This window comes from Pleomorphomonas sp. T1.2MG-36, from assembly GCF_950100655.1.
GTDB lineage: Bacteria > Pseudomonadota > Alphaproteobacteria > Rhizobiales > Pleomorphomonadaceae > Pleomorphomonas.
Window position 1 is genome coordinate 308,568 of record NZ_CATNLY010000051.1, and the last position, 13,613, is coordinate 322,180.

17 protein-coding genes and 1 pseudogene are annotated in these 13,613 nt (G+C 67.7%); 10 read left to right on the forward strand and 8 right to left on the reverse strand.

Features of this window, described 5'->3' with window-relative positions; translation table 11 throughout:
• Positions 1 to 260: 260 nt before the first annotated feature.
• Positions 261 to 902: a CGNR zinc finger domain-containing protein gene (locus tag QQZ18_RS20700; protein WP_284542880.1), complete on the reverse strand. Its 642-nt coding sequence runs from the start codon at positions 900 to 902 to the stop codon at positions 261 to 263.
• A 97-nt stretch (positions 903 to 999) separates the two neighbouring features.
• Between QQZ18_RS20700 and QQZ18_RS20705 the strand changes: the two genes are divergently transcribed.
• On the forward strand, positions 1,000 to 1,812 hold the full coding sequence (locus tag QQZ18_RS20705) for a DUF2066 domain-containing protein (protein WP_284542881.1): 813 nt from the start codon (positions 1,000 to 1,002) through the stop codon (positions 1,810 to 1,812).
• 35 nt (positions 1,813 to 1,847) lie between these two features.
• On the opposite strand, the gene QQZ18_RS20710 is transcribed toward QQZ18_RS20705, so the two are convergent.
• Positions 1,848 to 2,405, reverse strand: a complete 558-nt coding sequence (locus QQZ18_RS20710; RefSeq protein WP_284542882.1) for a sugar O-acetyltransferase — start codon at positions 2,403 to 2,405, stop codon at positions 1,848 to 1,850.
• 159 nt (positions 2,406 to 2,564) lie between these two features.
• Here QQZ18_RS20710 and QQZ18_RS20715 point away from each other — a divergent pair, with 159 nt between their 5' ends.
• Complete coding sequence (locus QQZ18_RS20715; protein ID WP_284542883.1) at positions 2,565 to 2,942, forward strand: acyl-CoA thioesterase; 378 nt, start codon at positions 2,565 to 2,567, stop codon at positions 2,940 to 2,942.
• On the opposite strand, the gene QQZ18_RS20720 is transcribed toward QQZ18_RS20715, so the two are convergent.
• The gene (locus tag QQZ18_RS20720; protein ID WP_284542884.1) at positions 2,890 to 3,840 is read right to left on the reverse strand and encodes a LysR substrate-binding domain-containing protein; all 951 of its coding nucleotides are present in this window, start codon (positions 3,838 to 3,840) and stop codon (positions 2,890 to 2,892) included. The genes QQZ18_RS20715 and QQZ18_RS20720 overlap by 53 nt on opposite strands.
• Before the next feature lie 82 nt (positions 3,841 to 3,922).
• On the opposite strand from QQZ18_RS20720, the gene QQZ18_RS20725 reads away from it, so the two are divergent.
• Both QQZ18_RS20725 and QQZ18_RS20730 read left to right on the forward strand, forming a co-directional pair.
• Positions 3,923 to 5,110: an MFS transporter gene (locus QQZ18_RS20725; protein ID WP_284542885.1), complete on the forward strand. Its 1,188-nt coding sequence runs from the start codon at positions 3,923 to 3,925 to the stop codon at positions 5,108 to 5,110.
• Positions 5,111 to 5,168: 58 nt separating this feature from the next.
• The gene (locus tag QQZ18_RS20730) at positions 5,169 to 5,930 is read left to right on the forward strand and encodes an SDR family oxidoreductase (protein ID WP_284542886.1); all 762 of its coding nucleotides are present in this window, start codon (positions 5,169 to 5,171) and stop codon (positions 5,928 to 5,930) included.
• A 61-nt stretch (positions 5,931 to 5,991) separates the two neighbouring features.
• Here the strand turns inward: QQZ18_RS20730 and QQZ18_RS20735 are convergent, their stop codons facing one another.
• Together QQZ18_RS20735 and QQZ18_RS20740 are read right to left on the reverse strand one after the other, a co-directional pair.
• Positions 5,992 to 6,720 (reverse strand): SIMPL domain-containing protein, encoded by a 729-nt coding sequence (locus tag QQZ18_RS20735; protein WP_284542887.1) that lies wholly within the window; start codon positions 6,718 to 6,720, stop codon positions 5,992 to 5,994.
• 149 nt (positions 6,721 to 6,869) lie between these two features.
• Entirely contained in the window at positions 6,870 to 7,241 is a 372-nt protein-coding gene (locus tag QQZ18_RS20740) for a hypothetical protein (protein WP_284542888.1), read from the reverse strand.
• A 175-nt stretch (positions 7,242 to 7,416) separates the two neighbouring features.
• Here QQZ18_RS20740 and aac(3) point away from each other — a divergent pair.
• Positions 7,417 to 8,216 (forward strand): annotated as a pseudogene (aac(3), locus tag QQZ18_RS20745) (aminoglycoside 3-N-acetyltransferase).
• Positions 8,217 to 8,628: 412 nt separating this feature from the next.
• On the opposite strand, the gene QQZ18_RS20750 reads toward aac(3), so the two are convergent.
• Entirely contained in the window at positions 8,629 to 9,705 is a 1,077-nt protein-coding gene (locus QQZ18_RS20750; RefSeq protein ID WP_284542889.1) for a DUF2336 domain-containing protein, read from the reverse strand.
• Between the two features lie 333 nt (positions 9,706 to 10,038).
• On the reverse strand, positions 10,039 to 10,809 hold the full coding sequence (locus QQZ18_RS20755; RefSeq protein WP_284542890.1) for a LexA family transcriptional regulator: 771 nt from the start codon (positions 10,807 to 10,809) through the stop codon (positions 10,039 to 10,041).
• Between the two features lie 68 nt (positions 10,810 to 10,877).
• On the opposite strand from QQZ18_RS20755, the gene QQZ18_RS20760 reads away from it, so the two are divergent.
• The 4 genes from QQZ18_RS20760 (at position 10,878) to QQZ18_RS20775 (ending at position 12,515) form a co-directional block, all read left to right on the forward strand.
• Entirely contained in the window at positions 10,878 to 11,075 is a 198-nt protein-coding gene (locus tag QQZ18_RS20760) for a hypothetical protein (RefSeq protein ID WP_284542891.1), read from the forward strand.
• A 131-nt stretch (positions 11,076 to 11,206) separates the two neighbouring features.
• Positions 11,207 to 11,644 carry a DUF669 domain-containing protein gene (locus tag QQZ18_RS20765; RefSeq protein WP_284542892.1) on the forward strand — a complete coding sequence of 146 codons (438 nt, stop codon included), beginning with the start codon at positions 11,207 to 11,209 and terminating at the stop codon, positions 11,642 to 11,644.
• Positions 11,645 to 11,697: 53 nt separating this feature from the next.
• The gene (locus QQZ18_RS20770) at positions 11,698 to 12,006 is read left to right on the forward strand and encodes a hypothetical protein (RefSeq protein WP_284542893.1); all 309 of its coding nucleotides are present in this window, start codon (positions 11,698 to 11,700) and stop codon (positions 12,004 to 12,006) included.
• Positions 12,003 to 12,515: a winged helix-turn-helix domain-containing protein gene (locus QQZ18_RS20775; protein ID WP_284542894.1), complete on the forward strand. Its 513-nt coding sequence runs from the start codon at positions 12,003 to 12,005 to the stop codon at positions 12,513 to 12,515. Before QQZ18_RS20770 ends, QQZ18_RS20775 begins: the two co-directional genes overlap by 4 nt.
• A 29-nt stretch (positions 12,516 to 12,544) precedes the next feature.
• Here the strand turns inward: QQZ18_RS20775 and QQZ18_RS20780 are convergent, their stop codons facing one another.
• The gene (locus QQZ18_RS20780; RefSeq protein WP_284542895.1) at positions 12,545 to 12,832 is read right to left on the reverse strand and encodes a hypothetical protein; all 288 of its coding nucleotides are present in this window, start codon (positions 12,830 to 12,832) and stop codon (positions 12,545 to 12,547) included.
• 17 nt (positions 12,833 to 12,849) lie between these two features.
• Here QQZ18_RS20780 and QQZ18_RS20785 point away from each other — a divergent pair, with 17 nt between their 5' ends.
• Complete coding sequence (locus tag QQZ18_RS20785; RefSeq protein WP_284542896.1) at positions 12,850 to 13,611, forward strand: DUF6511 domain-containing protein; 762 nt, start codon at positions 12,850 to 12,852, stop codon at positions 13,609 to 13,611.
• Positions 13,612 to 13,613: the final 2 nt, after the last annotated feature.

A 13,613-nucleotide genomic window follows, 5' to 3' on the forward strand; every position in this document is an offset into this window, starting at 1 on the left:
TGCGCTTCCGGTGCTCACGGACCCCAGGCATTGGCGGTTTGCCGCCAATGCCCTGTGTTTTGCTCGACGCAACTCCGGACGCAAAACCGGTTCCCACTTTTGCTGGAGTTGCTGAAGTCCGCTCCGCTCCGGTTCTCGAAACCGTCGCCATCTGCCTCGCCCCAGCGAGTTTCAAGTTAGGCTCCAGGAGATCGCTCGGAAACTCTACTCCGGCGGCCGCCTAGCTCGACTTTCCGCGCGTTTCGAGACGGTCGTTATGCCTAGCCTGTCGGCGGCTCCACGGCTTCCGCCTTCATGCGGAGGCGATGGCGCTTGGCCTTGATGCGGTTGCCGCAGGAGTCCATGGCGCACCAGCGGCGCTTCTGCGATCGGCTGGTGTCGAGGAATACGCCGCCGCAGGGGTCGGCCTCGCACATGCGCAGCGTGCCGGCGTGCGGCAGGGCCAGGAAGGCGCCGATGGCGAGCGCCGCCCGGGCGAGCGGCAGCGCCATGTCCGCCCCGGTGAACGTGTCGTCCGGCAGGCCGGCGATGGCAAGATCCGGCGGGCCGAGGGCCGCCGTGACCATGCGGCGCAGGGCTTCGGGCGGCTGAAGGGCGGGGTTCAAGGCGCGCGTCGCCTCGCCGAGATGGATCTTCCAGATATCCCTGAGGCGCACGGCGGCCGAGAAGACGTCGGCCGCCTGCAGCGGCATCACGCCTTCGGCCTCCCTCAGGCGGGCGCCTTCCCCCTCCGACAGCAGGCCGGCGACCACCGCCCAATCGATCAGCGCCGGGTAGCCGGTGAGGAAGTCGATCTCGCGGCCGTCGCGCCAGTGGCGGGTGTTGGCAAAATCGAGCGCCGCGTCGCCGCCCAGCATGCGGAGCCGCCCCAGTTCGGAGAAATAGGCCGGTACGTCGTCCATTGATCGCTTCCGTCGCGTCCTGTAACCTTTTATGGGGTTACTTAATGCCGCCGTCGCGTTTTTGACAGTGGTCGAGACAACGATAGCGAGGGGAACCATGCGACGCATCCACTTGTTTCCGGCCATCGCGATGCTGCTCGCCGCGCTGGCCGGCCCGGCCGCCGCTTTCGAGCCGAGCGACATCTACACGTCGCAGGTGGTGGTGAGCGGGCAGGGCGAGGCCAACCGCCTCACCGGCTTCGGCATCTGCCTCGAACGGGTGCTGACGCGCGTCACCGGCGACGCCGCGCTGGCCGCCAAGCCCGAGGCCAAGGCGGCGATGGCTAGAGGGGCCGACTATGTCGCCGCCTATTCCTACCGCGACCGCCTCGAAGGCCGGCCCATCCACGACGAGCAGGGCACCTACGACCGGCCGCACAACCTCACCTGCCGCTTCAAGGTCGGCCCGCTCGACCGGCTGATCGGCGAACTCGGCGGCAAGCCGTGGCTGATGCGTCGGCCGGTGATCGCCGTCTTCCTCGACGTTCGAAAGCCGGCCGCCCGCTACACGGTGGCCGCCAACAACCAGCGCGACCTCGCCATGCGCCAGTCGTTCGGCAACGCCTCCAACCTGATCGCGCTCGACGTGGTGTTCCCGCCGGAGACGGCAGCGCTCAACCTCGACCCCGCCCATCTCGATCCCTCATCATCGGCGCTGAAGACGGCGGCCGAGGCGGCCGGCGGCGACCTGCCGCTCGCAGGACGGCTCACCTGGAGCGATGCCGACCACGGCTGGGTGGCCGACTGGGCGCTGGAGGCGGGCGGGGCGGTTCACCGCTGGCAGGTGCGCGGCGTCAGCTTCGACGATGCCTTCCGCACCGCGCTCCGGGGTGCGGCGCGGATCCTGTCGGGGAGTGGCGCGCCGCAGTGAGTACGGCTGCGTGCGCCGCCCTCGCGCAACGCTTTTCAGGGCGCATGAGCCCGGGGTCTTGCCGGGTTCCCGAAAACGGTCGCGCCATCGGGAACGTTGCGCGTTACCACGCTGCCAGCGCCGATGATCGCGTCGTTGCCCACCACCACGCCCGGCAGGATGATGGCTCCGCCCCCGATCCAGACGTTCTCGCCGATCCGCACCGGACGGCCGCTTTCAAGGTGTTGGGCCCTGCTTTCGGCATCGCGCGGGTGATCGGCCGTATAGATCTGCACGTTGGGCCCGACCTGCGTCCCCGATCCGATCTCTACCCTGGCGACGTCGAGAATGACGCAATTGAAGTTCAGCGCGACGCCGTCGCCAAGGAAGATGTTGTAGCCGTAGTCGCACTGGAACCCGGGACGGATGAAACAGTCCTTGCCGAGGCGGCCAAGGCCGGCGCGCAAGAGCGCATCTCGCTCGTCCGCCCTGTCGATCGAAAGGGCGTTCAGCGCCAGCGTCCAACGCGAGCAGGCGACGAGGTCGGCAATCAGCTCGTCGTCGACGCGGTAAAGCTCGCCGGCCAGCATCTTCTGCTTTTCCGTCTTCGTCATCGCTCACTCCCTGTTGGCGCCATGCCGGTCACCTTACCGGGCGTCGGGGATGGCGCAAAGACTGCTGCGGCACCGGGCATTTCCAAACGCCGAGTTTGATCCGTGGGGTGGTTTGGCTTAAGACCGCTTCACGCGCTAACAAATCCGGGTCGGACCATCATGTCGGAAGAACCGCACGGCGAACTCACCATCCGCACCATCGCCATGCCGGCCGACACCAATGCCAACGGCGACATCTTCGGCGGCTGGCTGATGAGCCAGATGGATTCGGCCGGCGGCATGGCGGCGGTGCAGCGCTGCGGCGGCCGGGTGGTGACGGTGGCGGTCAACGCCATGGTGTTCCACCGGCCGGTGAAGGTGGGCGACATCCTCTGCGTCTACACCGACATCGTCCGCGTCGGCCGCAGCTCCATGCACATCCGCATCGAGGTCTGGGTGCGGCGCTTCATCACCGATGAGCACGAGAAGGTGACCGAGGGCGAGTTCACCTATGTGGCGATCGACGAGAACGGCCGCTCGCGGCCGGTCGATCGCTGACCGGCGCGGCACCGGCCGCCTCGCCGGCCAGCCAGTCCACGAAGCCGGCGAGCAGGTTGCCGGCGTCGGCCTGACGCGGGATGACCGCGACATAGCCGGTGCGCGGCACCCTGATCTCCGGCAGCGGCGCCATCAGCCGGCCGGCGGCGACGTCGATCTCCAGCATGGGCAGCGGGCCGATGCCGATGCCAAGCCCGTCTTCCACCGCCTGGCGTGTCACGAAGAAGTGGTCGAACACCTGCCGGGGCTTGCCCGCGAGGTGCTGAAGCCCGGCGGCGTCGAGCCAGTTCGCCCAGTCGCCGGGGCGCGTTTCGCTGGCCAGCAGCCTGTGGCCCTCGATGTCGGCCGGCTTGAGAATCGGCCGCTCCTTGAACAGCGACGGGCTCATGATCAGCGTGTCGACGTCGGCGAGCACCGGCACGACGCGGTGCTGGGGCCAGGCGCTGCCCTCGGCCACGCCGCGCCGGATCGACACGTCGACGCCGCCGCGCAGGTCCTCCAGCACCGTCGACACCGTGGTGACCGCCACCTCCACGTGCGGATGGCCGGCGTGGTAGCGGTCGAGTCGTGGGATCAGCCAGCGCATGGCAAAGCTCGTCGGGGCGCTGACGCGCAGGATGCGGCGTGCGCCGGGCCGGCCGCAGGCATCGGCTGCGACGGCCAGCCGATCGAACGACAGCCCCACTTCGGCGGCGAGAATCTTCGCCATCGGCGTCGCGACCATGCGCCGGCCCTCTTTGGCGAACAGCCTTTGCCCCAGCCAGTTTTCGAGCAGCGCGATCTGCCGGCTGACCGCGCCATGGGTGACGCCCAGCTCGGCGGCCGCGTCGGCGTAACTGCCGGTCTGCGCGGCGATTTCGAAGACCTTGAGGGCGTTGAGGGGCGGCAGGCGACGCATGGGAGTCCGGTGAGGAAATCTGACGGGTATCGTGAGCAATGGGCGGCTTGTTGAGAAATTATCTCCTATTTATCATCCGGCCATGGCTACCTCAACCGCCCCCATCCGAGCAGCGGAGCATCCCGACCCGCCGCCGGCGACCAAGAAGCGCAGCCTGTGGGCCGCCTGCCTCGCCCACGCGCTGCACGACGGATACACCGATGGTCTCTATGCCTTCCTGCCGATCTGGCAGGCGCAGTTCGGCCTGTCCTACGCCATGCTCGCCGCCCTTCGCGCCCTCTACTTCGCGACCATGGGCGGCCTCCAGATGCCGGCCGTCCGGGTTCTTCGCGGCGTGTCGTCACGCGTGGCGCTGATCCTGTCCACCGTCGTCGCGGCGGCGGGGCTGCTGATCATGGCGCTGCCGAGTGGCCTTGCGGGCCTGTGCATCGGCCTTGCGGTGGCCGGCATCGGGTCGAGCATCCAGCATCCGCGCGCCTCGATGCTGGTCATCGACAGTTACGGCAAGGCGTCGCGCGGTCCGCTCGGCATCTACAACTTCGCGGGCGACCTCGGGAAGGCCGCATTGCCGGCCCTGGTCGCCGTCCTCTTGCCGGTTCTCGCCTGGCAACCGGTGCTGGGCCTGATGGCCGGGCTGGGGATTGCCCTGGCGGTCGCCTTGGCGTGGCTGGCGCCCGCGACCCTCTCGGCCGGGCAGGCGTCGGACAGGGCCGCCGCCGGTGGCCGGGGCGGCTTCGGCATCCTGATCGTCATCGGCACGCTCGATACCGCCACCCGCATGGGCTACCTGCTGTTCCTGCCGTTTCTGATCCAGGGGCGCGGCGGGGACACGCCGGAGATCGGGCTCGGTCTGGCGCTTCTGTTCATCGGCGGCGCGTTCGGCAAGGCGACCTGCGGCTGGCTCGGCGAGCGGATGGGCGTCATCGGCAGCGTCATGGCGACGAAAGGCGTCACCGCGCTGTTGATCCTCGCCACCCTGTTCACGCCGCTGACCGAGATGATGATCGTCCTGCCGGCGCTGGGCATCGTTCTGAACGGCACCTCCTCGGTGCTCTACGGCGCGGTGCCCGACCTGGCCTCGAAGGGCGACCTTGGCCGGGCCTTTGCCGTCTTCTACACGTTCGTCATCGGCTCGGGGGGATTGGCGCCGATCGCCTATGGCGCCATCGCCGACGTCGGCGGCCAGACCGTCGGCGTTCTGGCGACGGTGGCGACGACCGTCCTCATCGTGCCGTTGGCGCTCTCCCTGCGCCCAGCGCTCCGCCGCTGACGGCCATGCCCGCCGCGCCCCGATCACCTGAGGCACCACCATCATGAAGGATATCGACATGGACATCACCTCGGAGGCCCCGGTCATGCTGATCACCGGCGGCGGTCGTGGCATCGGGGCGGCGACGGCCCGGCTCGCCGCGGCGGCGGGCTACGACGTGGCGATCAGCTTCTTCGGCAACGAGGCGGCGGCCCAGGCGGTGGCGGTCGATGTGGAGGCGGCCGGGCGCCGGGCCTTGGCCGTGCGGGCCGACAGCGCCGACCCCGATGACGTCGCCGCGTTGTTCCAGGCCATCGACCGGGCGTTCGGGCGGATCGATGTGCTGGTCAACAACGCGGGGATCATCGGGCGGCAATCGCGGCTGGAGGATCTCGATTTCGAACGGATGCGGCGCATCTTCGCGGTGAACGCCATCGGCCCCATTCTTTGCGCGCAGCAGGCGGCAAGGCGCATGTCGCACCGCCACGGCGGCCGGGGCGGCGTCGTCATCAACATATCCTCGGCGTCGGCCCGGCTCGGCAGCCCCAACGAGTATGTCGACTACGCGGCGTCGAAGGGCGCGCTCGAGACCTTCACCACCGGCTTTTCCAAGGAAGTCGCGGCGGAGGGCATCCGCGTCAACTGCATCCGGCCCGGCCACATCTATACCGAGATGCACGCCAGCGGCGGCGAGCCGGGGCGGGTCGACCGCGTCAAAAGCTCCATTCCCATGGGGCGCGGCGGCCAGCCCGAGGAGGTGGCGCGGGCGATCCTGTGGCTGGCCGGCGCCGAAGCGTCGTTCATCACCGGCACCTTCCTCGACGTGACCGGTGGCAAGTGAAGATGAACGCGCCGGCGGGACGCTGAGCCCCGCCGGCGCTTCGTTGAGGTATGTCGGACGCTTACTTGGCGGCCGGCTCGATTTCCCAGGTCATGTTGACGGTGGCGCGGATGTCCTGCTCGCCGGCCATGAAGGGCACGGCGTCGGACTGCGGCGCCATCTTGGCCATCATCATCGGCATCGGCGGGGTCGGCTGACCGCCTTCGGAGACGGCCAGGACGCGCTTCAGCGTGAAACCGCCGGTCTTGGCGTAGAGCTCGGCGCGGGTCTCCAGCGTCTTCATCGCGTCGACGCGCGCCTCGTCCATCAGGCTGTCCTGATCATTGACGGTGAAGCTGATGCCGCGCACGTCGTTGGCGCCGACGCGGATCACCTTGTCGAGCAGGCCGCCGGCCTTGGCGATGTCGCGCAGCTTGACGGTGACGGCGTTGGAGACGCGGTAGCCGGTGATCTTCGGCGGGTCCTGCGTGCCGTCGTCCTTCTGCGGCGGGTAGACCATCACCGGGTCGATGGTGAAGGAAGAGGTGGCGATGTCCTTGTCGGCGACGCCGGCTTCCTTCAGGGCGGCGAGCGTCTTCTGCATGGCGGCGTTGTTGGCGGTGAGCGCCTTGTCGGCCGTGTCCGCTTCCTGCACGACGCCCAGCGACACGATGGCGGTGTCCGGCGCCGCGCTGACCACGCCGTCGGCCGTCAGCGTCAGCGTGGCGGTTGCCGGATCGGCGGCGAAGGCGGTGACGGGCAGCAGCGCGAGGCCGGCTGCAACCAGAAGCGGGCGGGAAAAGGCGATCATCGTCAGTCTCTCCGTCTCATCTTTCGGGGCTGGCCCCGAGGGCACGTTATCTTTTCGGGGCTTGCCCCGATCGACGCGGACCATCGCCCGGCATTGAGGCGGAATCGTGGGTGGTAGAACTACCGAAGGTCGTAGTCGGCAGGGATCGCTCAGCCGGCGCGCGCCTCGGCCGTCGCGGCGTCGGCGAGGGCATTGTACTCGGCATCGACGAGGCGGAGGATTTCCCGTTCGACGAGGTCGGCCAGCGTGCCGTCGGGCGCGCGGGTTCTGAGGAGCGCCGCGTCGAAGTCGTGGCCGGCGCCGCCGAACTCCGACCGGTAGGCGACGGCCGCGATCTCCCAGTCGTCGCCGTCGTGCTCCAGGGTGACGGTGCAGTCGATGCCGCCGATCAGCACGCCGGCCCGGCCGAACAGTTCGACGTGGGTGGGCACGTCCGCCGTCCGGCCGGCAAGGTCCGGTCCGTCGAGGCGGTCGGGATAGGCGGCGAGGCGGCTCGACCAGATGGCATCGGTGGTCAGCAAGGCGGTCTCCATCATCGGCGCCGTGGCGAACGGCGGGCATGACGGGACCATAATGGGCAATAGCCTATTATCTCCGATGGGCTGATCGGCAGCCGATGGGCTGAGAGGTTTACGGGTGGCGGCCGGGTAGCGATGGCGCGATCATCGGACTGGGCGACCAAGAAGGGAGGAGCGCATGCACACCGAGGCGACACTCGCCGCCGATCTCCGCCGGCTGGGCATCCGGCCGGGCGATCTCGTCATGGTCCATGCCTCGCTGAAGGCGATCGGCCCGGTGGACGGGGGCGCCAGAGCGATAGTGGATGCGCTGCGCGCCGCCGTCGGGCCGGAGGGCACGCTGATGGGCTATGCCTCGTGGGACCGATCGCCCTATGAGGAGACGCTGAACGGCGCCGTCCTCGACGACGAGGACGGCGGACCTGGCCGCCCTTCGATCCGGCCACCGCCGGCACCTATCGCGGCTTCGGCCTGCTCAACCGGTTCCTCGCGGACACGCCCGGCGCCCGCCGCAGCGCCCATCCCGATGCCTCGATGGTGGCGGTGGGGCCGCTGGCCGCGAGGCTGACCGAGCCGCACCGGCTCGGCGAGGCGCTGGGGAAAGGCTCGCCGCTCGAACGTTTCGTGGAGGAGGGCGGCCGGGTGCTGCTTCTCGGGGCGCCGCTCGATTCGGTCACGGTGCTGCATTATGCCGAGGCGATCGCCGACATTGCCGGCAAGCGCCGCGTCACCTACGAGATGCCGCTGTCAGGCCCCGACGGGCAGGTCGTCTGGCAGCGGGCTGAGGATTTCGATTCCAACGGCATTCTCGACCGCTTCGCCATCGAGGGTCAGCCCGACGCCGTCGAGACGATCGCCACCGCCTATGTGGCGCTGGGGCGGCACCGCGAGGGGGTGGTAGGGTCGGCGCAATGTCGCCTCATCGAGGCACGGGACATCGTCGCCTTCGGCGTCGCCTATCTGGAGGCGTTGGATTGAGATTGGCGAGTAGAGGGCTGGTGAGGACGCGTTGTTGAGGGAGCGCTATATCGGCGTTGCGCTCAGTCCTGCCTGAGGTCCTCGCCTTCGCAAGGATGACAGTATTATATATAACGATTACAATCTGTTAGGTGGATAGCTCTTCATTGCGCTGTCGTCCCAAACGCTTGCCGCTCATGCGGCATCACGCTGTGTGGTGCGCATTCCAGCTATCTCCCCTTTCTATCAAGTTGTCATCCTTGCGCAGGCGAGGACCTCAGGCAGGATGGAGCAATCGGCCGATATCGCGCTCCAAAAGCCAAGCCAACCTGCCCTCTCACCGCGGATATGGACCTGCCATAGCGCGAAGCTCTGGTGGATCTCAGGAAAGTGGGGCGATCAGCACACACGGCGCCGGGTCCGATCCAGCCGCCTACTTCTTCTCGGCCTTCAGCACGGCCATGCGCATGCGATGGAAGTAGAGGGCGCGGTCGGCGGCTTGCCGGTCGATTTCGGCATAGTTGGCGACCCAGGCGTCGACGGCCGCTGCCGGCTGCCTCAGGTGGCTGGCGCGCAGTTGCGACAGCTTGAGATAAGCCTTGTCGCCGATGCTGAGGCTGCGGCAGACGACGGCGATGCCATAGCCGTTGTCGTGATTGAGCACGTTGGCGATGTGCGAGTCCTCAAGGCCGCTCACCTGGACGAGCAACTCGCCAATTGCGTCCAGCCGATCGTCCCGCACGAAGACGTCGATGGCCTCGTCGAGCGTGGTGAGCCGCTGGCCGATCCGGCGCACGAGGGCGGTGATCTCCTTTTCCTGCTCCAGCTTCTGCTGGCGGGCGATGCCGGCTGCCTCGGTCACCAGCAGGGCCGCGAAATCGGGCGACAGGGCCACGAGGTTTTCCAGCTTGCCGCGCGCCTCGGCGTCGAAGGCGGCGACGGCCCGGGCCAGCCGTTCGGCCGGCATGTCGGCCCGTTTGGACAGTGCCCGCAAGACCGTGGGATGATCGAGGCCGCGCGTCGTCAGCCGCTTAAGGCCGATGTCTGAAAAGCGCGCCGTCGCGTTGCTGGTGACGCCTTCGAGTACCTCGACGTTGCCGCGGTCGGCCAGCACCTCGGTCACTGTTTCGCTGAGGCCCCTGCGGCGGGTGATCGCCAGAAGGTGGCCCTGCGACAGTGCGCCGGCGATCTCGCAGAGGTCGGTGTCGGTCAGGATGTCCGATTGCTCCAGCATGACGCCGGACACCGAAAGCTCTTCATCCTGGGCAAGGCGCAGCGCCACCGCGTGCGGTGTGCATGCGAGCGGCGCCATCCGCTCGGAAAACTGGGCGCGCACGTCGACCGAAACCTGATCGACGAGGCGGCAGAGAACGTCGCCGAACAGACGGGTCTCGGCGTCGGTGTAGTTTTCCGCGCCGTCGGTGAACAGCTCGGAGATCAAAACAAGGAGATCCCGGCGCTTTTCGCGGGTCTTCCCCTGGCTCAGAGCAATCAATCTGTCGAACATCATTGTGTGTCGCCCCTTCGGGGAGCACTCGCCGGCCATATGACCCGATATGGTCGGCGGGCGACTGCTCCGGCATTCCAACGAGGCGTCTTCATCCCCGGTGTGTCGAGGTTTTCAGCTCCGCCGAATGCCAACTACGCAAATACCAATAGGGTAAACCTGGGCGCCTGTGATTAACGTGTGGTTGAACCTCACCGATGCTACAAATCAGCGTTACGAAAGTCTTTCGGGGATAGCTCAAACTGTCGGCAATCGCCGCGAGCCGTTGCGCAGCTCGATAGCCGGCTCCGCGCCCTCTTTCTGGCAGGATGGAGCGGGCGCCGAACCCCGGGCGTCCTACATCCGCGACCACTTGCCGATGACGAGGCCGATGACGCGCACCAGCTCTGCCGGGCGGCGCTTGGGCGGCACGGCGGCGTTTTCGGAGATGATGTCGACGGTGCGCGGATTGTCGTCGTGGTTGAGGCGCAGGCGCTTCACCGAGGGGCCGTCGCCCTCGTCGATGACGTAGATTTCCGCGTCCTTGATGTCGCTCACCGTGGTGTCGACGGCGACGACGTCGGATGGGTTGAGGATCGGCTGCATCGACGTGCCGATGACCGGAATGAAGATGACGCGGGCCGGGTTGGCGCCGAGATGGGCGCGCGGCACCACCCATTCGCCGGTGACGAGGTGGCCCGACTGGATGCCGCCGGACCGGAGCGTCAGCACCTGGCCCGACGAGCCGTCGCCGGCGCCGGCCCGGGCGTCGACCTCGGCCGAACCGCCGGGCAGGCGCGCCTGCCAGCCTTCCTGCCAGCCGTTGCCGTTGGCCTCGTCGAGCGGCACGCGCTCGGGCGCCTCGGCCTCGCGAAAGCCGTGGTCGTCGCCCTCGCGGGTGATGGTGTAGGGCTCGTTCATGATCTCGTTGAGGCGGACGCCGAGAACGTCGGCCAGCGCGCGCATCTTCTCGACGCCGGGGTCGCGCCCGCGCTTGAGGATATCGCGCACGTAGGTTTCGCCGAGCTCGGCCTTGAGCGACAGCGACTTCATGTTGAAGCCCTTCTGGCGCATCAGCAGTTCGAGGCGTGATTTCCAGGTCTGTTCCATGAGTGGGATTATGCCCATTGTTCAGCGTCCCGTCAACGGGTATTTGCCCATTGACACGATGGGATTTTGACCATTACAATCTGTGCATGAACCCGATAACCGATCTTCTCCTTCGCATTGAGTGCTACTGCGCGGCACGCGGCATCAGGGAGAGCACCTTTGGCCGCTACGTCGTCAACGACGGCAAGTTCGTGGCGCGCCTCAGGGCGGGCCGGTCGATGACGCTCAAGACGTTCGAGCGCGTCGAGGCGGCCCTCGCGCATGACCTTCGCCGGCCCGGCTGACCGGGCGGCTCCAACAAACAGGAATTCGACGGCCGACGGGCACGTCGTGGGGCGGGGGAGGCTGGCCTTTCCGGCAAAGCCTCCCCCATATTCCCTCGCGCCGCCCGGACACGCCGGCAAGGACAATGGCAATGGCAACGCTCGCGCCCGCCGACACCGCGTCGGCCCTCATTCCCAAGGGCGACTATCAGGCGAAGGTGGTGGAGAGCGCCGTGCTGCCCACCGCCTCGGGCAATGGCGAAATGCTGAAGCTGGTGTTCGAGGTGACGGCCGGCGACTTCCGCCGCCGCCGGATCGTCGAGCGGCTCAACATCGTCAATGCCCACGCCACGGCGCAGCGCATCGCCCAGGAGAAACTGGGGCGCCTCTGTGCCGCCGCCGGGCTTGCCGGCATTGCCGACAGCGACGAACTGCACGGCATCCCGGTCGTCATCCGCGTCGATATCCAGCCGGGCAGCGACGGTTACGGCGACCGCAACGCCATCAAGGACTATCGCCCCGTCGCCCCGCCGACGCCGCCGCCACGACGGACGGCGTGCGCCCGCCGGCCATGGGACCCCGCGTCCTAGCTCCCTCCATCCGACATTTCCCGATCCACCCCACATCGCACGGAGGCGTGACGATGACCGCCGAACCCATGCCCGACGACAAGACCATGACCGCGCTGAAAGCCACGGCCGGCGTGCTGGAAGCCATCCGGCCCTATTGCCTTCTGGAACTCACCACCCGTTTCACCGTGTCGCACGGCGGCCATCGCCTCGGCGCCTTCACCATCGACGAGGCGCTGGACCTTGCCGATGCCGCTCTGGAGCAGCTCCAGCAAAAGTGGGAACCGGTTTTGCGTCCGGAGCTGCGTGAAAACAAAGAGATAGAGCACGTTGGCGAACCGAAGTTCGCCGGATGTGCTCCAGCCGAGGGAGCGCGGCGATGAGCCATCCATTGCGCGGCACCTTCGTGGGCAACTCCATCGTGCGCCTCGCCGACGAGGGCGTGCCGATCGGCGCGCTGAGCCGCACCTTCAAGATCCCCTACGACAGCGCCCATGGCATCGTGCGGCAGGCGCTGGAGGATGGCGTGATCGTCGACATGCCGCAGGCCGACTGGCCGGCCGGCTCACGGCTGCGAAAGCCGACAACGGCGCCGATCCGGCTTGAGGAGCGACCCGACTTTCTCGCCAGCTGCAAGGCGGCGTTCGGCCTCACTCCGGCCGAAAGCCGGCTGCTGCAATGCCTGTTGCGGGCGCGGGCCTGCACCCGGCCGCACCTCCACGCCGTGGTGGCGCCGGAGGCCGAGCCGAAGATCGTCGATGTGTTCGTCTGCAAGATCCGCGGCAAGCTGCGCAAGTATCAGGTGCGGATCGACACCATCTGGGGCCAGGGCTACGCCATGGGCGAGGAGAGCAGGCGCCTGGTGCTGGCGCTGATCGGCGAGCGGTCGTGATCGATCCCCGAGGCGGCAGAAGCGGTGCGTCAGGGCCAGCGGATCACCGGATGGACGGCCCGCACCTCATCGATGGCGCGCTGGATGGCCAGCCGGCGCGGATAGCTCAGAAGCTCGGGGTCGGCGGGGGCGGCGCGGAAGGCGAGGTCCCAGTTGGCGGCGTCGCGGGCGCTGTCGGGCAGGGGAATGAACTCGAAATTGACGACGCCGATCGATCCGAAACTGGCCTCCGCCAGCATCCGGACGAGCTCGATCGCCTGTCGCGGCGTGACGGCCTCCTGGCCGGCGGTGATCGGGCGGGTTTGGAAGCTGTCCATCACAAGACGATCCTTGGTTGGACGAGGAAGCGAACGATGCCGTGGTCGGGGTCTGTTGCCGCGATTCTCACGCCGAGCCTGACGCCCTCGTGGTTGATGTCGATGCGCCCGCGGGCGCCGATCATCAGCGTCAAATCCTCTTCGACGCTGGTCTTTCCTTCGACGATCAGGCTGCCGTCGCCGCGGAACCAGGCGTCGGCCCGGAACGCGAGCGGTATGGGAGAGCGCCCCTCAAGTTCGAGGCGGGCCCTCGGTTTGCGTGTCGATCTTGCAATCAGAGGTCGTTCTCCTCTCGGCTGTGCGTTTGGCGCGATGGTGGGAACGACAATCGAAAAGCCGGCAAAACGCCGGGTTCTCGCTGGCCAGTTAATATTGTCTTATTTGTTCCAGAAATGGAAGCGCAATTTTTGGTCGAAATTGTGGAGCGGCCCCTGGAGCGCGTCGCCATGAGGGGGCCTGCCTCGCACCACCATGCCACCTGCGGCATCTGCGGCCGCCGGGCCGACGGCATCGGCCATGCGATCGACGGTCGGATGCCGGCCATCTGGGTCTGCAACGATTGCGGACCGGAGCGAGCCCGGCAGGTGGCGCGCATGCGCGACTTCGACCTCTATGAGCGGAAGGCGTTCACGCAGGCAGCGCAGCGCGCCGGACAGTTCCTCGACACCATCGGCAAGACCGATTTCGCCTGCCTGACGCCCGAGGAATATGCCGCCTTCCTGACAACGTTTCAAACGCACTTCGTCGAGGAGATCCGGCGGCTGGTGGAGCCTGCCTGACC